Source organism: Moorena sp. SIOASIH, assembly GCF_010671925.1.
Lineage (GTDB): Bacteria > Cyanobacteriota > Cyanobacteriia > Cyanobacteriales > Coleofasciculaceae > Moorena.
The window spans coordinates 712,651-733,781 of the sequence record NZ_JAAHIH010000004.1; the positions used below are offsets into that span (position 1 = coordinate 712,651).

The 21,131-nt window shown below is 43.0% G+C and carries 16 protein-coding genes; 3 read left to right on the plus strand and 13 right to left on the minus strand.

The genetic code is table 11. The annotated features are described in order from the left end of the window. Positions 1 to 248: 248 nt before the first annotated feature. From F6J90_RS24385 to F6J90_RS24400, 4 genes are all read right to left on the minus strand, one after another. On the minus strand, positions 249 to 743 hold the full coding sequence (locus tag F6J90_RS24385; RefSeq protein ID WP_293099372.1) for a GNAT family N-acetyltransferase: 495 nt from the start codon (positions 741 to 743) through the stop codon (positions 249 to 251). A gap of 156 nt (positions 744 to 899) precedes the next feature. After that, positions 900 to 1,457: an FKBP-type peptidyl-prolyl cis-trans isomerase gene (locus F6J90_RS24390; RefSeq protein WP_293099374.1), complete on the minus strand. Its 558-nt coding sequence runs from the start codon at positions 1,455 to 1,457 to the stop codon at positions 900 to 902. A 22-nt stretch (positions 1,458 to 1,479) separates the two neighbouring features. Then, entirely contained in the window at positions 1,480 to 1,803 is a 324-nt protein-coding gene (locus F6J90_RS24395; RefSeq protein WP_293099377.1) for a phasin family protein, read from the minus strand. Positions 1,804 to 2,011: 208 nt separating this feature from the next. After that, on the minus strand, positions 2,012 to 3,145 hold the full coding sequence (locus F6J90_RS24400; protein ID WP_293099378.1) for a ferrochelatase: 1,134 nt from the start codon (positions 3,143 to 3,145) through the stop codon (positions 2,012 to 2,014). Positions 3,146 to 3,854: 709 nt separating this feature from the next. Here F6J90_RS24400 and F6J90_RS24405 point away from each other — a divergent pair. Beyond that, on the plus strand, positions 3,855 to 5,024 hold the full coding sequence (locus tag F6J90_RS24405; RefSeq protein WP_293099379.1) for a 30S ribosomal protein S1: 1,170 nt from the start codon (positions 3,855 to 3,857) through the stop codon (positions 5,022 to 5,024). 562 nt (positions 5,025 to 5,586) lie between these two features. After that, on the plus strand, positions 5,587 to 6,324 hold the full coding sequence (locus F6J90_RS24410; RefSeq protein WP_293099380.1) for an HAD family hydrolase: 738 nt from the start codon (positions 5,587 to 5,589) through the stop codon (positions 6,322 to 6,324). A gap of 124 nt (positions 6,325 to 6,448) precedes the next feature. Here the strand turns inward: F6J90_RS24410 and cheB are convergent, their stop codons facing one another. From cheB to F6J90_RS24440, 6 genes are all read right to left on the minus strand, one after another. Then, positions 6,449 to 7,594, minus strand: a complete 1,146-nt coding sequence (gene cheB / locus F6J90_RS24415; protein WP_293099381.1) for a chemotaxis-specific protein-glutamate methyltransferase CheB — start codon at positions 7,592 to 7,594, stop codon at positions 6,449 to 6,451. 223 nt (positions 7,595 to 7,817) lie between these two features. Beyond that, positions 7,818 to 10,541 (minus strand): hybrid sensor histidine kinase/response regulator, encoded by a 2,724-nt coding sequence (locus tag F6J90_RS24420; protein ID WP_293099382.1) that lies wholly within the window; start codon positions 10,539 to 10,541, stop codon positions 7,818 to 7,820. A 32-nt stretch (positions 10,542 to 10,573) separates the two neighbouring features. Then, positions 10,574 to 10,804, minus strand: coding sequence for a hypothetical protein (locus tag F6J90_RS24425; protein WP_293099383.1), 231 nt, complete (start codon positions 10,802 to 10,804; stop codon positions 10,574 to 10,576). 363 nt (positions 10,805 to 11,167) lie between these two features. Next, positions 11,168 to 11,359 (minus strand): hypothetical protein, encoded by a 192-nt coding sequence (locus F6J90_RS24430; protein ID WP_293099384.1) that lies wholly within the window; start codon positions 11,357 to 11,359, stop codon positions 11,168 to 11,170. A 132-nt stretch (positions 11,360 to 11,491) separates the two neighbouring features. After that, positions 11,492 to 13,381, minus strand: a complete 1,890-nt coding sequence (locus F6J90_RS24435; RefSeq protein ID WP_293099385.1) for a methyl-accepting chemotaxis protein — start codon at positions 13,379 to 13,381, stop codon at positions 11,492 to 11,494. A 332-nt stretch (positions 13,382 to 13,713) separates the two neighbouring features. Then, a complete protein-coding gene (locus F6J90_RS24440) occupies positions 13,714 to 13,956 on the minus strand; it encodes a hypothetical protein (protein ID WP_071105699.1) in 243 nt (80 codons plus the stop codon). A gap of 325 nt (positions 13,957 to 14,281) precedes the next feature. Between F6J90_RS24440 and F6J90_RS24445 the strand changes: the two genes are divergently transcribed. Further along, positions 14,282 to 15,439 (plus strand): response regulator, encoded by a 1,158-nt coding sequence (locus F6J90_RS24445; RefSeq protein WP_293099386.1) that lies wholly within the window; start codon positions 14,282 to 14,284, stop codon positions 15,437 to 15,439. A 620-nt stretch (positions 15,440 to 16,059) separates the two neighbouring features. Here the strand turns inward: F6J90_RS24445 and F6J90_RS24450 are convergent. The 3 genes from F6J90_RS24450 to F6J90_RS24460 form a co-directional block, all read right to left on the minus strand. After that, complete coding sequence (locus F6J90_RS24450; RefSeq protein ID WP_293099387.1) at positions 16,060 to 17,124, minus strand: chemotaxis protein CheW; 1,065 nt, start codon at positions 17,122 to 17,124, stop codon at positions 16,060 to 16,062. 175 nt (positions 17,125 to 17,299) lie between these two features. Then, positions 17,300 to 18,880: a CheR family methyltransferase gene (locus F6J90_RS24455; protein WP_293099388.1), complete on the minus strand. Its 1,581-nt coding sequence runs from the start codon at positions 18,878 to 18,880 to the stop codon at positions 17,300 to 17,302. Positions 18,881 to 19,551: 671 nt separating this feature from the next. Next, complete coding sequence (locus F6J90_RS24460; RefSeq protein WP_293099389.1) at positions 19,552 to 20,847, minus strand: hypothetical protein; 1,296 nt, start codon at positions 20,845 to 20,847, stop codon at positions 19,552 to 19,554. Positions 20,848 to 21,131 lie beyond the last annotated feature (284 nt).

Below are 21,131 nucleotides of genomic sequence, written 5' to 3' on the forward strand. Positions count from 1 at the left end.
CAGCTGTCAGCCGTCAGGAGACTTAACTCATATTAAACCAATGCTTACCTCTTTTATTAAAAAGCACCTCAAGTAGCGATGCAGCGCGGTCTTGGGGGTTTCCCCCATGAGCGACTGCATCAAGACAGCGTCCGCGTAGGGCATAAGCTGATAGCTGATAGCTGATAGCTGAGTGCTTACAGTACAAAAATAGTTGATAATAGGTAACTTTTTATCGGTTAACAAGAAACCTAAATAACGATTTTTAGTTACAACTGTTTCACAAATAGGACACGATTTTGCCCTGAACCATCATAGTTTTGATAGTAGTAAATACTGTTGTATTTGCAATCACTGGATTCGATTTTAAATCCCATCCGCAAATGATAAGCAATCGAATTTTTATTAATCTCAGAGGTAACACATCTTACTCGGATACGACCAAACTTCCGAACAGTTTTAAAAAACTGTTCGTATAGGAGACGACCAATACCTTGTTTTCTAAATTTAGGATGGACACCTAAAAAATGAATATATGCCTCATCAGAATATGTCTGTGATAGAAAACCAATTAAAAATCCAGTTATTTCTTGATCAGTTTCGGCAATGAAACTTGTTTCACAAAAATGCACGAAAAAGAGCTTTGGAAGCATATCACTCATTTTTCGTCCACCCCACCATTCATCTAGAATGCTAATTATTTGTTGGTAATCATCAGGACAAATGTTACGAATATTCATTCTACATCCAAAGTCACGGAACATACTCGATAATCACCAGGTTCCAACTCCTTTCGATAGGAGTAACAAATAGTTCAACAAATTGTCCTATGTTAACTAAAACTCCCAATCAGCGAGAATTCACCAACTGGGAGAAAGTATTCAGCTCATCGCTGAATTAGCTAATTTATTGCTAATGTATTAGTTAATTTTCAACAATTCCACATCAAAAATCAACGTAGCATTAGGCGGAATTACCCCACCTGCACCACTGGCACCATAACCCAAATCTGGGGGAATGATCAGCTGACGACGACCACCAACCTTCATAGAACCAACCCCTTCATCCCAGCCTTTAATCACTTGTCCTATACCGATTTTGAAGGAAAAAGGACTATTGCGATCGCGAGAACTATCGAACTTGCTGCCATCCTCCAGGGTACCAGTGTAGTGAACCACTACCGTCTGTCCCGTCTCAGGCATTGCTCCCTCACCCTCAACTATGTCAATGTACTTCAAGCCCGACGGTGTTGTAACCGCCTGATCCATATTGGTTTCACTTTCTGAACTAGAATCCATAGCTAGATCTTGTTTATCATTAACATCTGGGTTAGCACTGTTAGCTGTTGTAACTACTTGCGGCTGAGTGTTGGTAATTTCTCCAGCAGTGGTAGATTTTTTACCCATACCCACTTGAGCCACAACCAAAAGCAACCCAAAGGCTACTATAACGCCTATGCTGATCAGAATTTGTTTCAAAATCTGTTCTCCTAATTGATTATCAACGCCAGAGCTTATTTTCTAAATCCCGCACCTGACGCTCCAGACGGTCAATACGACCTCGCAATTCATCCATTTCTGATTGGCGAGGAACCCCTAAATCCTGCAACATATTGCGCAACTGCCGTTCCATGTTGCTCTCAAAGTTATTCTGCTCTGACTTGATCTGATTCATCAGATCATCCACAAAAGCGGTAGCTTGGTCGGAGTTGATTTTACCATCTTTGACCCATTCATCACTTACCTCTCGCAGTTTTTCGGCAACCATTGATGTTGTGCCAACCCCAACCAACAATAACTGCTTGAGCCAGTCGTTATTATCCATAATTGTTATCCTGTTACTCGTCACTTTATGGGGCTGGGATCAGCTAGGCTTTCCTCTGATTGGAGAAGTTTCATTGATTCCCAGCCTACAGTTCTATTCTGTGACATCTTTCCTAGAACAGGAGAAGAGGGGGAACAGCGGGAGCAGAACGGAGGAGGTGCAAGAAGGTGCTATTTTATGAAGCAACCTAATAAAATGCTCTGGTGAATCAGTGGTGATGGTGATGATGGTGCTTTGATGCCTGCACAGCTGCCAACTGGGGATTGACAGATAGAGCATTTTGTGATAAAATTACCTCAATTTGAGGATTAGCCCACTCCGCTGCCATCTGTAAGAATTCTGGGTGATCATTAACACAGGGCATCTCTACGTAGGTAACCTCTGAGTTACGACGTTTTAGAGCGTGAACAATGTGATGCACATCCAAGAGGGTTTCGTGATTCTCTGTGGCAAAGCCAATAGGCATAAACACAATCGCCTTAGCCCCTAAGTTAATCAGGTTCTGGGCTGCTAATTCCGCGTGAGGCTGAGTCCACTTAATTAAGGGAGTTTGGTGGTTAAGCCAGCCCACAGAGATTAGGGGATACTTATACATCAACTGTTCCCTTACTGCCTCATACAATGCCTGACTTTCGTCAATCCCAGACACAAATCCTTTAGCTTCGTGGGGACAGCCATGGTTCATCAGGACAATGCCAATTTGGGAAGGCAGATAGGCTGCTGCTAAATCGGTAGTAATTTTCTCTTCCACCAATCGAGCAGTAAGATTAATGTACTCTGGTTCGTTATAGAAAGAGGGGATGTAACGCAATCCCTGAATCCAGTGTTGATCCCCATCCTCTAATTTCTCTAGCGCTTTATTGACCTGTTCCACCGCAATACCGCTAGTAAAGATGGAATCCACCACTAGCAGGGGATAGATCAGCAGTTTTTGGAACCCTTGCTCCTTAATTTCACTGAGGACTTGTTCTGGCAGAAAGGGAGCGCAGAAGTTAAAGGCTTTGAATACCTGCACCTGATCGCCCCATTTAGCTTGCAGGTGTTTTTCAATACCTGCCCGTTGCTGTTCAAAAATCTTGTTGTGGGGTGAAATAAAGTTGTCATGCTGGTGTCCCCACTCGTGGAAGTCAAACATTGCCAAAATTTTGGCTAAGGGTGGATAGATCCAGTTGGGGACTGGGGCAAATTTGGCGGTAAGCAAGTTTAAGGCTTGTTCGTTGTAGTTGGCGAAGTCTTCGTAGCTTTCGACTTCTCCATAACCCATGAGTAAAACTGCAACTCGCTCGTGACCATGGGTTGGGGAAGGTTTTACTGATTGAGATTTTTCTGGAGTGGCAACCACTTGGTATTCCTACTGGCTAAACGTCGATTGCTGGGGTATCCCTGCCTTGTCTTTGGTGGAGAATGTACCCCTGGCATTTATTAGGCTAACATCCCCCATGGGGGGATAGAGGAGAGACCAAAAATCCTGGGAAAGTTCGGTAAAGATACTAATAACAAAATCTCGATTAGGTTATAATAGGATCTCTGGTCTTAATTAAATCTTCTTAAATCAGCTGATCAGTTCGAGATTAGCCTACTAGCCTCTACCAAACGCGCAAGCGTCTTCCCTTGGTCGAAGGTAGTGGTGGTGTTTTTCGACGGAAAGCTCAGGTCAGGTTTTGTCTAATAAATTATAATGGACATAAATTGGGGTAAATTTATGTCTATTTGATCACCAAAGCCGAAAATGCGCTTAGGTGTTGACAGTAGACCCAAAACCTGATTGGAATAGAGCAATTAAAATCAGATAAGATCAGAAACTTGGCGGTGGGGCATCCCGTCAATAGTAAAGCTTGTCGATTACCCGAAGGCGGATCGGTTTCCGTAAGGAAATGGCGATAGCTGGGGTTGGCGAGAAGCCCACACCTACCCCCGATCCCCAACAGGTGTGGGAGATGTCACAAGTAGGACAACGCAATGTCGGTGTAAGCAGCACAATGCTGACGTGCTTGTACATCAACAGGAGGCATAGTCATTAAAACCAAATCAAACTAGGACAAACAACGCACATGCTCAGTCAGAAAACAAAAACTACAGATATAGGATTCACTCACGAAGATTTTGCTGCCCTTCTGGATAAGTATGATTATCATTTTAGCCCAGGGGATATAGTTCCGGGTACGGTATTCAGTCTAGAGCCGAGGGGCGCTCTGATTGACATTGGTGCGAAAACCGCCGCCTATATTCCGATTCAGGAAATGTCAATAAATCGAGTTGATAATCCTGATGAGGTTTTACAATCCAACGAAACACGGGAATTTTTCATCCTGACCGATGAAAATGAAGATGGACAGTTGACTCTCTCTATCCGTCGCATTGAGTATATGCGAGCCTGGGAGCGAGTGCGCCAACTACAAGCAGAGGATGCTACGGTGCGTTCTCTGGTATTCGCCACTAACCGTGGTGGAGCGTTGGTACGTATTGAAGGGTTGCGCGGTTTTATTCCTGGTTCTCATATTAGCACTCGGGCAGCCAAGGAAGATTTGGTGGCCCAAGAACTGCCCCTAAAATTTCTGGAGGTAGATGAAGACCGTAATCGTCTGGTACTATCCCACCGTCGTGCGCTAGTTGAGCGCAAGATGAACCGCCTAGAAGTCGGAGAGGTGGTGATTGGCTCAGTACGAGGAATCAAACCTTACGGTGCATTCATTGATATTGGCGGGGTCAGCGGATTGCTGCACATTTCGGAAATTTCCCATGATCATATCGATACGCCTCATAGTGTGTTTAATGTCAATGATGAACTGAAAGTGATGATCATTGACTTGGATGCTGACCGAGGTCGGATTTCTCTGTCAACAAAGCAGTTAGAGCCAGAACCGGGAGATATGATTAACAACCGGGAAGTGGTCTTCGAGAAGGCAGAAGAAATGGCTCAGAAGTACCGGGAGAAGATGCTAGCACAAAAGCAAGGTATAACTCCAGAAAGTATGACTCCAGAAGCGGTTGAAACCCAAGAGCCCCAAGAGTCCCAAGAGCCCCAAGAGCCTCAACAAGTCCAAGAGCCCCAAGAGCCTCAAGAGCCTCAACAGGTTCAAGAGCCTCAAGAGCCTCAACAGGTTCAAGAGCCCCAAGAGTCTCAAGAGCCTCAACAGATCCAAGAGCCCCAAGAGTCCCAAGAGCCTCAAGAAGAGGCAGTGCCAGAGGGAGAGTTTGTAGCAGCTGCCATAGACGAGTAACAACCAGGTGCGGTAACAAGAATTAGCCGTTAGCTGAGGCTAATGGCTAATCTTTGACCTCTCCCCGGTCATTAGACACGGGGATTCGTTAAGAATCTATACTCAAACTCTTACAGGCGTAGTCAAAGCGCCCCTACTGAGTTCTGTCAGTTTAATACCGACAGTTCCCGCTACTTCTTTTTTCGACAATGCTTTCCGGATACTACCGCTCAGTCAGTTCGATACGCTCTGCGATCTGCAATTATTTACCCGTTCACAAGAGGATTAACGCAATGCAATCGTTGAGGGTCGGTATTTCTCCGGTACTAGAATCGCTTCTTCACGTAGGCGTCTGTCCTTACTCACATCATCATTATACATTTTTTTGACGGCAGGCGAGGGATTGCTCGCCTGCCGTGTCGCGTTTACTCCCCGGATTAAAATCACGGGGCTACCACGAGGGGCGCGTGTTTCCGTGTTTATGGCCCTGTTCCGGAACAAGAGCAAAGAACTTGGCAGGTGCGAATCTTGATAAACTAGCTAGTAGAATGAAGTTGATTAGAATAAACAACGGCATAAACCCTTGGTAACCATTCGTTGTGGGAAGGTGACTTTCCCCAATATTGAAGCAGTCATATTTGATAAAGACGGTACCTTAGAGGATTCACAAGTCTATTTAAGAGAACTAGCCTATAAGCGATCGCGTTTAATTGATGCCCAAATCCCTGGTATTGGAGAACCCCTCCTCATGGCTTTTGGTGTCCAAGATAACACCCTTGACCCTACCGGATTAATGGCAGTGGGTAGCAGTCGGGAAAATGAAATTGCTGCTGCTGCTTATATTGCTGAGACTGGTCGGGGATGGTTAGAGTCATTGGCAATCGCTGGCAGTGCCTTTGTTGAAGCCGAGAAGTACTTGCAAGATGCGGCTGGAACTTCCCCAATGTTTGCCGGTAGCCTGGAAGTCCTTAAATTCCTCTCGGAAGCTGGTTTAAAGCTGGGTATTCTATCGGCAGACTCTACGGCTGGCGTACAAGCCTTTGTCCATCGACACCAGCTAGACCCCTATATCCAATTACAGCAGGGTGTGGATTCTGAAATAAGTAAGCCTGATCCGAGATTGTTCCTACAAGCGTGCCAATCTTTAGGGGTAAAACCTGCTTCCGCCCTAATGGTAGGAGATTCAGCCGGTGATATTGAGATGGCAAAGCGTGCTGGTGCAGCGGGTTGCATTGGTATTTGCTGGGGAAAGCCAGAAGCTGCCCATTTAGAGGGAGCTGATATAGCGATCGCGAGCCTGGATGAGATTGAAATTATTTGAAGTCAACTATATTGAATCGGCAAGGGAGCAGAGGCGCTCAGGAGCAGGGGAGAGGGTTTTGGAGTTTTTCTGGCTTACTCAAAACTAGACAACTGAAATGCGCTACAGATCTTCTTTAACCCAGTCAATTCTCGAAGAAACTAGTATTTATTAAGCACAACTCCAGCAATCTCGGTGCGATCGCACCAATTGGTAAAACCTGTTTGACTACTCCGAGAGCGATCGCTTCTTTAGGCATGCCAAACACCAAGGAGGTGGTTTCATCTTGAGCAATGGTCAAGCCACCAACCTCAGCGATCGCCTCCATTCCAGTCGCTCCATCTCTACCCATACCTGTCAACAATATGCCCACTGTAGCTTTGCCATAAAACTTAGCTACAGACTTAAATGTGACAGTTACGGAAGGGCGATGTCCTTCCAGTGGCTCTGAATCAGAACAGATAAATCGACCCCTAGCATCCAATTCTAAATGCTGCTGTTCTGGTGGGAAATAAATTCTTCCTGGTTTTGGCATATCCCCTGGTTGAGCAATCTGAACTGGCAACGGACAACTATTAGCTAACCAATCGATGAATCCCTGCAAAAAACCAAGACTAATGTGTTGCACGCAAATTACTGGTAAAGGAAAATTCGACGGTAGCTGAGTGAATATCTCGTTTAGGGCTTGGGGTCCACCTGTAGATGCACCAATCACAACTACTCTTGGTTTGGAATAGTAATTAGAAGAGAAAGCAGCAAGATTTGCTGTGTGTGATACTCCACCAATTTGATTTTGATTGGTGCTGTAGTCCATTTCCGGAAGCTCCCCTTTCCCAGAACTCCCCTGCTTTTCTGTACCTAATATAGACTTTCGGTTTTTTGTAAAGACCTTGACCCCAGACAGAATTTTAATCTTATTGATCAACTGCTGCTGGAGCAACTGATTATCCGTTGTCATTCCTGCCGACGGCTTAGGCAAAATATCCACTGCTCCTGCATCTAAAAGCTGAAAAATCTGCTCAGTATCCTCTTGCTGTACCGAAACACTAACCACCAGAATCGGTCTAGGATAGAGCGCCATAACTTCAGATGTCAACTCCAGACCATTCATTTGGGGCATATGGAGGTCTGTACAAATGACATCTGGTTGAACTTTGGGAATTAAGTTCAAAGCTTCTAAACCAGTTCCAGCTTCTCCCACCACTTCAATCTGCTCTGATGAATTCAGAATCCTTTTCAGGACTACTAGAGCAATCGGTGAATCTTCAACTAATAAAACTCGAATAGTCATTTATAATTAAAAAAATTTAAAGTTAAAATTTAAAATTGCAAATTTAACCTTGGCCTTTCGGCCACGCTACGCGAACAACCTTAAACCTTAAATATTAACCTTGGCCTTTCGGCCACGCTACGCGAACAACTTTCAACCTTCAACCTTCACCTTTCAACCTTAAACCTTAAACCTTAAACCTTAAACCTTAAACCTTAAACCTTAAACCCCTTAACCTTCAATATTAAACAAGTCTTTGCAAAGTTTCTAGGAGAAAATCTTGATTAAAGTTTCCTTTGGTTATATAGGCATTAGCCCCCGCTTCGACACCTTTTTTCTTATGTTCATCGGAAGCCAAAGATGTTACCAGAATTATGGGTAATTCGTTATACTCTTGATGCTGACGAATTCTGGCAGTTAGGGAAAATCCGTCTAGATTTGGCATTTCCACATCAGATATTACGGCATCAAAGTGACGGGTGTTTAGTTTGTTATAGCCATCTAATCCATCTACAGCTGTCACTACTTCATACCCAGCCCTTTCTAGTATCCGTTTTTCTTGGGTGCGAACGGTAATCGAGTCATCTACTAGGAGAATTACTGGCGTGCTTTCAACAATTTCTCTTAGTTTGGTTGAGACTATGGATGTGGTTGGCTGATAGGATTGCAATGATTTGAGCAAATCTGGAGGGTTAAGAATCATACAAACTTCCCCTGTACCGAGAATAGTTGCTCCAGTGACATTACGCACCCGCTTTAATAACTGACTCTGAGGTTTGATCACCACCTCTTGAGTATCCAAGAGGTCATCGATAAACAATCCGAATTGTTCGTCTGCCACCTTAAGCAGGATACATGGTCCGAGACCGCTCTTTTGTTGCTTAACTGTGGCGATAGAGGTATAAGCAATAGAGTTAGACAACTCCAGCAAATCAGCTAGGTTCGCTACAGAAATAGCTTGACCGTCTAAAGCGATGGTTTCTCGACCTTCAATCGTAAATATTTGCTCCCGGGAAACTAGTAAAGTCGTTTCCACAAACTCAATCGGTAACCCATGGATAATCCCTTGAACATCTACCAGCAGTACATTAGCAGTTGACAGGGTTGTGCGTAGCTGGAGGCGAAAGGTACATCCAAGACCAGGGGTTGATTCGATCTCGATATTGCCGTTAAGCTGCTCAACCTTGGTGCGTAGGACATCTAAGCCGATACCTCTGCCAGAAATTTCTGTAATAAATGTCCGGGTTGAAAAGCCAGGAGCTAAGATCAGGGCGTGAATCTGTCTGGGAGTCATCAGTGCCAGTTCTTCGTTTGTGCAGAGTCCACGCTGGACAGCAGTTTGCTTAATTTTATCGATATCTAATCCTTGTCCATCATCTGCTACTTCAATAACAATGGTGTTGGTTCTTTGGTAGCCCCTCAACCAAATCGTGGCCACAGGAGATTTGCCAAGTCTTTCTCGTTCAGTGGGAGTCTCAATGCCATGGTCGATGGCGTTGCGAACTATGTGCATCAAGGGGTCTTTGATTTCTTCCAGGATGCGTTTGTCAGCAGTGGTTTCTCCTCCTTCGATGATTAATTCGACCTCTTTTGATTGTTGTCTGGCTAAATCCCTTACCATACGGGGAAATAACTGAAACACAGTGAAGAGGGGCAGAAGCCGGAGAGTGCGAATTTTTTCGTCTAATTCCCCAGCAATGATGTCTAGTCTTGTAGTGTTTTCCTGAACTATACTTCTTAGAGAGTTAATCTTTTGTTCTAGCTGTTGTACATAAGGATTGCTGCCTATGGATGAAGAATCTAGGTATTGTCCTTGGCGATGAAAGGCTTTCCACTGTTCCCATAGGGTTGCCACTTCCTCAATTTCAGCCATAGCATGAGCCATGCCAATTTTGGTGACTGTTAGTTCCCCAGTTTGTGTTATTAAGGCATCAAGATAGGAGGTTGGAACCCGAATGGTGTCAATCCGGTAGGGTTCACTAGGATTTGATGAAACCTCTTGAGTTACTGTTACAGGAGTTTTGCTAGGAAGCAATGGTACAGTCCCTAATAACGGGAACTCCTCAATAGTTGCTTCACTTGGTTCACATTGAGCTACTTGAGGGGGTGAGTCATGAGGGGGTGAGTCATGGTCTTGACCTACATCTGGAAATGCTGTGATCAACTGGTCAAGTATCTCGGCTGTATCAACTCCACTTATAGAACCAGTAACTGCTTCGTATACTAAGAGGCGGATGGCATCTATGGCTTGATAAATGCGATCGCTAACCTGTGGGGAGAAAACGCTCTGTTGACATTTGATGCTGTCGAGAATATTTCCCACAGCATGGGCGAGGGTTTCTACATTCTCTATCCCCGCTATTCTGGAGTCTCCTTTGAGGCTTTGGGCTTCCCACAGCAATTTGTCCAAGGTAGCGTTGTCCTGTGGGTACTTTTCTAAATGCAGCAAACCAACTTCCAGTTTCTCCAAACGTTCTTCGCTAGTAATTTTATAAATATCTCGCAAGTCTTCATCTTCTATAACAGTTGGTGCCGGTTGGGAAACATTGCCATTTTCTAGAGCAGCTTTTTGGTGTGGCTGCAATGGCTGTGAAACTGTTGCCATCAAGTAGTCAAGCATCAAGGCTGTATCAACACCACTTGGAGAACCGGTAACTGCTTCATATACCAGCAGACCCATAGCATCTATGACTTGATAAAGGCGATCGCTAACCTGTGGGGTTAAAACGATTTGTTTACGTTTGATGCTCCCGAGAATGTCTTCTACAGCATGAGTAAGGGTTTCTACATTCTCTATCCCGGCTATTCTGGAGTCTCCTTTGAGGCTGTGAGCTTCCCGCAGCAACTGTTCCAAAGTAGCGTTGTCTTCTGGGTACTTTTCTAAATGCAGCAAATCAATTTCCAATTTATGCAAACGTTCTTCGCTGGTAATTTTATAAATATTTCTTAGTTCTTCGTCTTCTATCATGGTTAGTCATTTGTTAATTGAAATAGAAAGAATTATGGTAAAAGGGAACAGGGAACAGGGAACAGAGAAGAGGCAATAGGTAATAGGCAATAGGCAATAGGCAATAGGCAATAGGCAATAGGCAATAGGCAATAGGCAATAGGCAATAGGCAATAGGCAATAGGCAATAGACAATAGGCAATAGGCAATAGGCAATAGACAATAGGCAATAGGCAATAGGCAATAGGCAATAGGCAATAGCTAAAAAATCTTGTGTACCTCATTAGGCTATAAAGCGCTATATTTCCTAGTAATTCCCATTGAAGTTTTAACCATTTACAATTTCAAATTAACCTTTTGTGATTAGGTATATTTAACACAGGTGTTAAAAAAAAAAGTAAATATTAATTATAAATTCAACCCTCTATTATATCTATTTTTACTATCAAATTCATTTAAATTAGATATTGCACCAGTACAAAAAAAACGTAAGCATTCAGCTATTAGCTATCAGCTATCAGCTATCAGCTATCAGCGTCAAAGCCTGTGCCACGGTACTTGAGGTGCTTTTGAATAAGCGATGCAGAGGTGCGACCCGTGATGGCGAGCAATCCCTTGACCGTAGGTCACGCGGGGCGCGTTCGCCATCATGGAAAACGCACCATTACGGTCTTGGGGAGGCAGCGCGGTCTTGGGGGTTCCCCCCATGAGCGACTGCCGTGGTTTCCCGCACTCGCTATTGCATCAAGACAACAGGTAACCATTTGTTTAATCTGAGTTACGTCTGCTGACGGCTGACGGCTGACGGCTGACGGCTGAATGCTTACAAAAAAACTCATATAAAAAGTGATCAAAAAAAATTTGAGTACTGGAATAATCAAATCTTATTACTGTTCCCTATTCCCTGTTCCCTATTCCCTACTTTTACAGATAAATTTTAAACTTGGTGCAATATCTGAGTTTAACATTTACTAAACCATGCGCTTGAGTTCTACAGCAGCTTGCTTCAGTTGCTCAGTACCTACTCTAGTTTGAGTGATGCCAATAACAGTTTCTTTTGCTCCCTTGTTAACAGTGCTCATTGCTTGGAGGACTTGTTGAATGCCATCGACTTGCTGCTTGAGATTCAGAGAAATTTGTTGATTGTTTAACACCACATTGTTGACAGCATCTGCTACCCCAGTGAATGCTTGAGCTGTTTTTTGAGCGATTTGCACTCCGGTCTTTACTGTCTTAGTCCCTTCATCCGTCACCATCACTGTTGAATTAATCTCGTTCTGGATTTGAGAAACTAAAACGTTAATCTTTTGGGCAGATTGTTTACTCTGGTCTGCTAATTTACGAATCTCTGCAGCAACCACTGCAAAGCCTTTACCATGCTCTCCCGCACGCACCGCTTCTACTGATGCATTCAGTGCTAACATATTGGTTTGGTTTGCCAATTCAGAAACCAGCTCGGAGATGTCACCAATTCGATTGGTTTGCCTGCTCAGACGCATACTCTGTTTAGCGATCGCATCCACCTTCTCTTCTAAGGTAGACATGCCGTCGAGGGTTTCCCCCACCGCTTGGGTACCGTTCTGGGTTAGCTGAAGTGCCTGCTGTGCAGCAATAGCGGCAGCATCCGCTTGCTCAGCGGACTGTCGGCAAGAGGCTTCCAGCTCATCCATGGTGATGGTGGTTTCATTCACCGACGCAGCTTGTTGACCAGCGATGCGTTCTTGCTGTTCAAGGGTAGAAAACATTTCCTGACTAGAAGTGGAGATGCCATTAACCAGTTGCTTAATCAGATTCACCAGTTGGCGTAACCTGACAATTGCCAGTGGCAGCACCGCCGCTAGAGAAACCAAAATAATCAGGCTGGCGAGGATTTTAAAGGAGTTGACAGAGGCAAAAACTTCCCCCTTAGGAACTTGATTGATAATGAATAAGGGTTGCCGCTGCTGGGCATTCGGAACAACTTTATAGTAACTGATGAGCTTATTAGTTCCTTGGTCAATCAGTCCCTGTTGACCCCTGAGAATTTGCTGGGCAATGCGTTTCGGATAATCTTTTGCCAATTTCTCATCCGTGTTGAGTTCAAAGCCCCACTCCTTTTTGGGGTTGGGATGAGAGATGTAGTAGCCATCTTTATTGACCAGAAATGCCTCTTCTCCCTTGATGGCTAAGTCTGTATCTCGAATAAATTTTATGAATTGCTCGGCAAATACATTAGCGATTACAATTCCTCTTCGTACCCCAGCTGAATCAAAAATTGGTGTAGCGTACCGAATCACTGGTGTATAAGGCTGTTCAATCACACCACCTTCCCGATGCAGCTCCACGGGAGACATATAGATACTGCCAGCAGACAACTTAATTGTCTCAGTAAAATATGAACGCTTTGCTTGATTTTTTAGCTGGGTTTTGGGGATAACTTGGATTTTAGTGCGGTCCGAATCGACTCGCACCATTTCATTGCCTTTCTCGTCCAAATACCTCAGCTGCATATAATAGGGTTTCGCTTGCATCATGACAGCAAAGATGGTGTGCAACTGCTTAACCCAAGTGTCGTACGAAGAGTTACCTTGCTTATCTACTCCACCACCAGCTTTAGCTCGGATTATGCCTTGAATCGGGGGAACTTTGCTCAAGAACAAAACATCATCATTGATAGCATTTAAAAATGCCAGGATATTTGCGGCTTCGTCAGCTACCTCTTCCTCTAGCTCACTTTTAGCTAAGTTCGATAAGGCATAGCTAGAGGAAGAAATACTATACCATCCTACAACAGAGAGGGGAATAACACTACTTAAAAACAGCAGGAGCAGTATTTGATTCTGAAGTTTGCTGAAAAATTTTTTGCTAGATTTAGCAAACATAGCTGGTTACCTACAATTAGAGAATCCACAATAGAAAAGCCATTCCTCTTTAGGAGATGGGATGAGAGGCGAGGAAACTGATTGATTTACCAATCTGTTGAGGCTACACTCATAGAATTCCCAGCAAATATTGTCAAAGTAACAATGTCTGTTGTTTTTTGCAGGTTAAGTAGTCAGCTATCAGCAGTCAGCTATCAGCTATAGCAGTTCTCAATTGGTTGAGGTACAAAGTCTTGGGTTTTAGGGAGCTTCGGAGCTGGGAGTAGCGATGCATCGCTTTTACCATCAATCCTATGTTCACAACTCAAATACAAACGCGCTTAGCTGATAGCTTACTCCTGGATTGCTTTCACGACATGAGTGACACCACTAAATAAGGTGAGATTCTCACTCATCATTTGTGCTGTGTTCTCGCTGTTAAATTGGTGTGCCTCTGTGCCATTTTCTGTGTATCGTGTCTCGCCAGCTTTCACAGCTGCCACGTATGTCTGATCCGTAACGTTGTATACTACATACTTGATCATTTTTCTCAAACCCTGAATTTTATTATTTTCAACGGAGCGACGGTCACACATTCGTCACTCCACTACAGTTAGCTGTTATACCAAATCCGGCTTAAAAACCCCCTTTATAACCCAGTCCTTGATCAGCGGACGAAAGTTTGTATAGCCGCGACTTTGTTTTCGTCTGGGCGCTTAGGGGGGTTATCAAATCGGATTGGGTGTCAATAGCTACAAATAAGTACATAACGGTGAATGATGAACAACAGATAATCACTGATGATTCATCATTCTTAATCCATTTTGGATCGGAAGCTGTTACTTGGGGGTAAATTCCTGGGAACTATAGATATGTAACTCCTGAGATTTATCCGTTAACCAGTACAGTTAACCAGTACAAATGATACTAATAAGATTGATTGAAGAATTAGAAAAATTAGGTAAACAGAGAACTATTGGAGAGCTAACTCTAAGCAACTATAGCGTCGTTTGGAAAATTTACCTTGTCTATGGTCAATTGCTCTATGCCACTGATGGGGTTCATCCTGTGAGGCGCTTTTACAGAGCCTTAAAGTCCCATTGCCCTAACTATGTTGTTGAACTCTACGAGAAGTCGGACTATCAGCCCTGGGAATATCAGCTTCTAGAGCAAGGAATTAACCAAAAGCAACTGAGCCTAATCCAAGCAAAGTTAATGATTCGTACCATTGTCCAAGAATGTTTTTTTGAACTAAGTAGCTACACAGACTTAGAAAACAACTGGCAACCCAGTCAAGAAACAACATCGACTCTTGGCATGGGCATAGCCTTGTCTTCTAGGGAAATCCAAACCGTTCTCGCTCAAGCAACCCAGAAGTACCAAGAATGGCAAGCTGCTGATTTTGGTCACCTCAGCCCCAGTCTCTCACCAGTTTTGAAACCTGGAACAGATCCTAAAGCGCTGCCAGGTTTGAACAAGTATCTCAATGGTAACTCAACCCTGTGGGATATTGCCTGGCAGCAAAAAACATCGGTGACAGAGATGACTCGCTCTTTGCTCCCTTTGGTTGAGAAGGGTATGCTGGAATTCCAAAGGATTCCAGATTTACCAGTACCAACTGCCAAAGCGCCAGTCAAAGCACCTGTCAACCCACCAGTTGTAACAACGCCACCCCCATCAGAAACTCAGCCGACCAAATCCGCCAAGATACAGCCTTTAATCGCCTGTATTGATGATAGTCCTGTGTTGGCTCACAGTTTAAAAACAATCTTGATACCAGCTGGTTACCAAATGTTAAGTATTGAAGAACCGATGCGAGGTTTCTCCCAACTCATTGAACACAAGCCTGATTTAATTTTGCTAGACCTGAATATGCCAAATGCAAATGGCTATAGCGTCTGTAAATTTTTGCGAGAATCCCCAGTTTTCAATAAGACCCCGATTATTATCCTGACAGCTCAGAATACCACAATTGACCGCGCCCGGGCTAGACTAGTCGGGGCAACTGATTTTTTAGGTAAGCCCCCAGATTCCGAAGAATTGCTACGAATAATTCAAAAATATCTAATCAAAAGTTGATAAAAGTCGGGAATCGGGAATCGGGAATCGGGAATCGGGAATCGGGAATCGGGAACTTCCGCTCAGGGAATATAGAAAAAATTATGTGTACCTCATTAGGCTAGAAACCGCTATACCAATTTTAAAAAAATATTGCTACCCATTAATCATTTATAGCACTACCCATTAAGATTAGGACATTGTCTTGATGCAGTCGCTCATGGGGGAGACCCCCAAGACCGCGCTGCATCGCTTCTAAACTCCGAAACCTAGTCCTAGCTTATTTTTGACTTCTGACTTTTAACTTCTGACTTGCGCGTAGCGCTATATAGCAGTTCTCAATTTGGTGAGGTACCCCGCCCTTGGGGTTGCGCGGGAGCAGGGAGTCGGGAGCTTCGGAGTAGGGATAACTAAGTTGACTGTACCTGATAAGTATGATCAACCCTATATGTTGGATTACAACAGGTCTAACTGAGATCTTGGACCATTGTCATTGTCTTGATGCAGCACCATTGTCATTAATCGTAGGGTGGGCAGTGCCTACCAACGCGCTTTGCAAGCTTCATTATCTGTCTGGTGCACTGCCCACCCGACATGAACTACATGAACCAAGCTTATTGAGAATGGTGCAAGATGTGAGTCTAATGATTAATAACTAAGCCACCATTCAGGAAAATTTGTGGCAAATTCAGAATACTCATTATTTTTTCCTGATAGGGAGCTGCCCCCTGAATGTATTCATACTGACCTGAATTAATCCCAGTTGGCACTGCTATTATCTCCTGTGGATTCAGGAAAATCACATCACATACCTCTTCCATGGTTATACCAGCAACGATATCCTCAAGCTTTACAACCATTGCTTGAGAACCATCAATTCTCTCCATCAGCGGTAGATTTAATAATCCGCGAATATCAACTAAGGTAAGAATCTCTCCTCGTAGGTTCATGTTACCAATAATATGCCGTGGACAGCAGGGAATAGGAGTTACTTTGCGAATAGGGGTAAACTCCCTCACCATTTTTAAATCAATGCCAAATAATTCACCATGTAAAACAATTACCGCTAGGGGAATTAAATTGTTTACATCCTGACTGTCTTCGGACTGCTTTAGCTGATCAGCTCGTTTCCGAAAAACTTTTCGTTCTGACCCGGTAGCATTTGGGCAAAAAACAGGCTTTTGGGCTAATAACAATTCAGATTCATGATGATTATTATCCTGAATTTCTTTTTCCAGGGAGTCTTCAACGGAGGCTAGGTTTTGTGTCTCTACATACTGGAGTAAACTCTCTGGATTGCTCAGGATTAAAATATCTCCTCCACTCCTGGCAATACCAGCGATGAATTTTTTTTCCTCAACTCCTGCCCAGTCTCGACCATGATAAAGTTCAGTGGTAATTTCCGACGGGGATATATTTTTAACTTCATAGACTTCATTAACAATGATGCCCACTCGTACCTTTTCCGACTTTAAAACCACTACACTATCTGTTAAGCAATAGCCTGGTGATTGATAACTAAAACTGAGATTAAGATCCATGACTGGCAAAATCTCCCCCCGGAGATTAATCACACCAACGATATCAGGATATGCTTCTGGAATCGGTGTCAACTCTGGCAGAAAAAAAATCTCTTCTACGTAAACAGTGCTGACACCATAAAGAGAGTTATTTAAGCTAAAGGTGAGATAGTGACACTCTTTCATTTTGTTACTCGCTCTATTTAGTAAATATCAATTATCAATTTCCAATTATCAATTATCAATTTCCAATTAACGAATGTCCCGAATTACTTGTATATAGCAATCCAGTAATTGTCATAATTATTGTTTCTTGTTCCCTGTTCCCTGTTCCCTGTTCCCTGTTCCCTGTTCCCTTTGCTCAATAATAATTTAATTCCGTTTCAATTTTGATAATTAGTTCAGCAGCAGTCATATTTTCATAGTCTTTTATTATAGTATTGGGAGATAATTGCTTGAGTATATTAATAACTGTTTGCTTCATTTTTACTATTCTTTTTTGATTTCCTTCCTTCTGATAAATATGGATCATATCTAAGTAAGCCATAAGAGAACAGGGTTCAAGATAAATAATTTTTTTTAAAATCCGTTTGGCTTCTACTAGATTTCCTTGCTCTTCAGCAATTTGTGCCAACAAGTAATAGGGACTAACAGAAAGGGAATCTATATCTAAAGCTTGTTGGCAATAGTGAATTGCTTCTTCATATTTACCGATATTGGCGTGAATTTTAGCCATGAGGTAATAAGCTTGAAAATTCTTATAATTTAGTTTTAAAAAGTTTTTTAATTGTTTAATTGCTAAATCATAATCCTCTTTTTGTAAAAGTATTTTTACTTCTCTGATAACCTCTTGAACAGTTTGTTTGAACTTGGTATTTTCTTGATAATTGATTATGTTGATAGGGGTATCATTAACGGACAATATATCTCTGGCAACATTAGTTTTTTGTGTATTACTAAATGCTGCTGTTATCGGTTCCTGTTCCGAAGGTCGTGACTTCTGTAAGACGTCTAATGATAAGTTTTTTACTGGAGGAGACTTTGCCTCACTGGTTAGGGATACCAGAGGAGGTGTTTGAAGGATTAAATTATCGGCTCTACGTTGATATACTAGGGATTCTGGAAACACTTTTGTCTGAAACTTGCTCAAATTATGACCATATAGTTCACCATGACCTGTGATCAGATATCCTAAGGGTTTGAGGCTATGATAAAATTTATCTAAAACCTTGGCTTTAGCTGAATCTTCAAAGTAAATGAAAACATTACGGCAAAGGATTAAGTCAAGGTCTTTTAGTTCAGAGTTTTGCTTATTAAATGAATCTTTGACTAAATTAACCGTTTTAAACGTGACCATTGTTTTTATACGATTATCGATGTGATAATAATTGTTAATTAGCCGAAAATAGTCACTCTTTCTGTCCGGATTAAGACTTCTAAATGACCAAGAACTGTAAATTCCTTTTTTTGCTGTTTTTAGGGCATCTTGATTAATGTCTATTCCAAAAACTTTAACCTTCCATTTTTCTAAATTAGGAAGGAGTTTATGGATTAGAATAGCAAGAGAATAGGGTTCTTCTCCAGTTGAACATCCCGCACTACAAATCCGAATTATTTTGTGGTTATTTTGCCGTTCAATTATCTCTGGTATAATGTAATTTATTAAGGTGTTAAACTGACCTTTGTCTCGCCAAAAGTAAGTCTCAATATTAGTCAGTAATATAACCAGATTTTGCCATTCTTGATTACTTTCTATAGTAGGATATTTTAAGAGTTGATAGTAACTTTCTGGTGAACCTAATTTTAGAAATTTAAGTCTCACAAGAATAGTTTCAATTAAATTGTCTTGGTCTGCTTCTTTAATAACTAATCCTGTCTGCTGGGCAATTAATTGAAGAAAAGCTTGTTTTAGCTCAACACTTAAAGATTCTGTGTTTGACACGTTAATCCTGATTGACTGACAAATCCAATGTGGTTACAGTTATATAGTTCCCAGTCAATCTGCCCAAGTAACACCCATTTAACAACCTATTTGTACCTATTAATTTAATTCCTTATCTTCGGTTGTTCGCCTTTGGGGGTTGAAGCTGGTTTGGTTGAAGGTTATTTGGTTGAAGGTTGAAGGTTATTTGGTTGAAGGTTAGCAGGTTGAAGGTTGAAGGTTAGCAGGTTGAAGGTTGAAGGTTAGCAGGTTGAAGGTTGAAGGTTGAAGGTGGTTTGGTTGTTCGCCTTTGGCGTTCGGTGTAGGGTAGGTTGAACGCGATCACGTGGCCTTTTGACCAAGGTTGAAGGTTGAAGGTTGAAAGTTACCAGGTTGAAGGTTGAAGGTTGAAGGTTGAAGGTGGTTTAGTTTAAGGTGGTTTGGTTGAACGCGATGGACGAAGTCCCGCTTTCAGCGATCGCGTGGCCTTTTGGCCAAGGTTGAAGGTTCAGAAGATAATTTTTAACCCGCTAACCTGCTAACCTTCAACCTGCTAACCTTCAACCTGCTAACCTGCTAACCTGCTAACCTGCTAACCTTCAACCTGCTAACCTTCAACCTGCTAACCTGCTAACCTTCAACCTGCTAACCTTCAACCTGCTAACCTTCAACCTGCTAACCTGATTGAGTTATTATTTCAATCCTGGTAAGTCCAAATTTGCCACGACTTTTGTAATGGCATCCCGACTGGCTTCGGCACCAAACCCCCAAGCCAGGAGGACGCCATAGTCACCCCAGAGGTTAGCGCCAAAGGTGGATTTATAGGTGTATAGCTCAATGAAGCCACTACCAGCAAGCAGGACAATTGCGATCGCATAACTGATTGCAGAGAAAATCCAAAGGCGAATTTTTGCTAGTCTTGGCTCTTGGATAACTATCCGTGGTGTATCGATCCCTGGTGCTTTCTGCAATAATTCAGGTTGGCTGATGAGGAAGCCTAACTTAGTGGAGTTAGGTGGTATTTGTTTGACTAGTAGAGTGATCGCTTTTTCGATTTGACCATTCAACTCCTGAGCAGCTTTTTTATCGGTAGGTTCGAGATTATTCAACTTACTGCGCAAATTCTTTTGCTGACGTTGCCAACTCTGTAACTCTTGTGTTGATATTGTGGTTTCCACCAGCAGGTTGTCCAAGTCGCTGAGTTTAGCATCCAGTTGCAGGTATTTATTAATCTGTTTTGCACAGTCATCTAACTGCTCATACAAGTCTTGAGGATTTTGGTCAGGTGCCTCTCGGATTGCCAGTTGCAAATTACGGCGTACTGACTGTAGATAAGAGGGGTCAAGATCGGGAGTGGTGGGTATTTTTTCTTCCAGGGTCTGACCATAGTTCAGGAGTGCTAGCCAGTCTTCACGACCTTTGCGCCATTTCAGCCACACTGACTCTGCTTGGGTAATTGCCTGATTACCATCGTTCCAACGTTCCCCCTGCAAAGCCATCTCGACATCTAGCAGATGGGCTTCAATTCGGGTCTTGAAGGGATTTGGTATTGAGTTGAATTGATCGACTAGTGATGTTTCAGCTAACTGGGGGTCACTGCGCAGTTGGGTACGCAATTGACCAACCCGCACCAGAATTTTGTCCCGTAGTTTCCCTCGGCTACGGTAGCTGGACACAGCTATGCTCAATATAACCCCAATGGATATGACTCCGAGAGGTATGGGGAAGGGGTCTTTGATTCGGACTGTTAATGGTACGCTTAGTTCAGTTTCTGAGAACTTGATCAGGAATTCACCACTAAATTCTCCACTTTTGGGGGCATCGTCTAATTGAAACTGGATCGGGAGAGATAGTAGACTATTGGCCTCAATCTCTTCGACTGGTAAAGTAGGCTGAATCAATTTAGCGGGGAAAATTTCTTGGCCATCCTGAGTATTCAGGTCTAGGGAGATGATTTGTAAATCCTTGACGGCGTTAGTCGTGCGCAAGAGTAAGCTGCGGCTTGTGCTAGAACCCCTGGTACCTGCTACAGTCATACTTTTAGGGGTGATGGTGAGATCAGCTTGGGCAAGGGCTGGTGGGGCCCATAGAAATATTAAAATTGGGAGGATTAAAGCAATTAGAGCGCGTTTAGCCCATTTTAGGTGTTTAATCATACCTGTATTAGTCAAGTGTGACCTCCGATTGTTGATCTGGTACTAAAGCTTAATTTGACATCTCCGCGCTTTAAAAAACGGGGATTCTACAAGGTTGTTACGTGGCGGGTTGAAAC

What these genes read in the sequence shown, in the direction of transcription:
- F6J90_RS24385 (WP_293099372.1), bottom strand. Translation starts at nt 743, where the DNA reads ATGTTCCGTGACTTTGGATGTAGAATGAATATTCGTAACATTTGTCCT.
- F6J90_RS24395 (WP_293099377.1), bottom strand. Translation starts at nt 1,803, where the DNA reads ATGGATAATAACGACTGGCTCAAGCAGTTATTGTTGGTTGGGGTTGGC.
- F6J90_RS24405 (WP_293099379.1), top strand. Translation starts at nt 3,855, where the DNA reads ATGCTCAGTCAGAAAACAAAAACTACAGATATAGGATTCACTCACGAA.
- cheB (WP_293099381.1), bottom strand. Translation starts at nt 7,594, where the DNA reads ATGACTATTCGAGTTTTATTAGTTGAAGATTCACCGATTGCTCTAGTA.
- F6J90_RS24420 (WP_293099382.1), bottom strand. Translation starts at nt 10,541, where the DNA reads ATGATAGAAGACGAAGAACTAAGAAATATTTATAAAATTACCAGCGAA.
- F6J90_RS24425 (WP_293099383.1), bottom strand. Translation starts at nt 10,804, where the DNA reads ATGAGGTACACAAGATTTTTTAGCTATTGCCTATTGCCTATTGCCTAT.
- F6J90_RS24430 (WP_293099384.1), bottom strand. Translation starts at nt 11,359, where the DNA reads ATGAGTTTTTTTGTAAGCATTCAGCCGTCAGCCGTCAGCCGTCAGCCG.
- F6J90_RS24435 (WP_293099385.1), bottom strand. Translation starts at nt 13,381, where the DNA reads ATGTTTGCTAAATCTAGCAAAAAATTTTTCAGCAAACTTCAGAATCAA.
- F6J90_RS24440 (WP_071105699.1), bottom strand. Translation starts at nt 13,956, where the DNA reads ATGTGTGACCGTCGCTCCGTTGAAAATAATAAAATTCAGGGTTTGAGA.
- F6J90_RS24445 (WP_293099386.1), top strand. Translation starts at nt 14,282, where the DNA reads ATGATACTAATAAGATTGATTGAAGAATTAGAAAAATTAGGTAAACAG.
- F6J90_RS24450 (WP_293099387.1), bottom strand. Translation starts at nt 17,124, where the DNA reads ATGAAAGAGTGTCACTATCTCACCTTTAGCTTAAATAACTCTCTTTAT.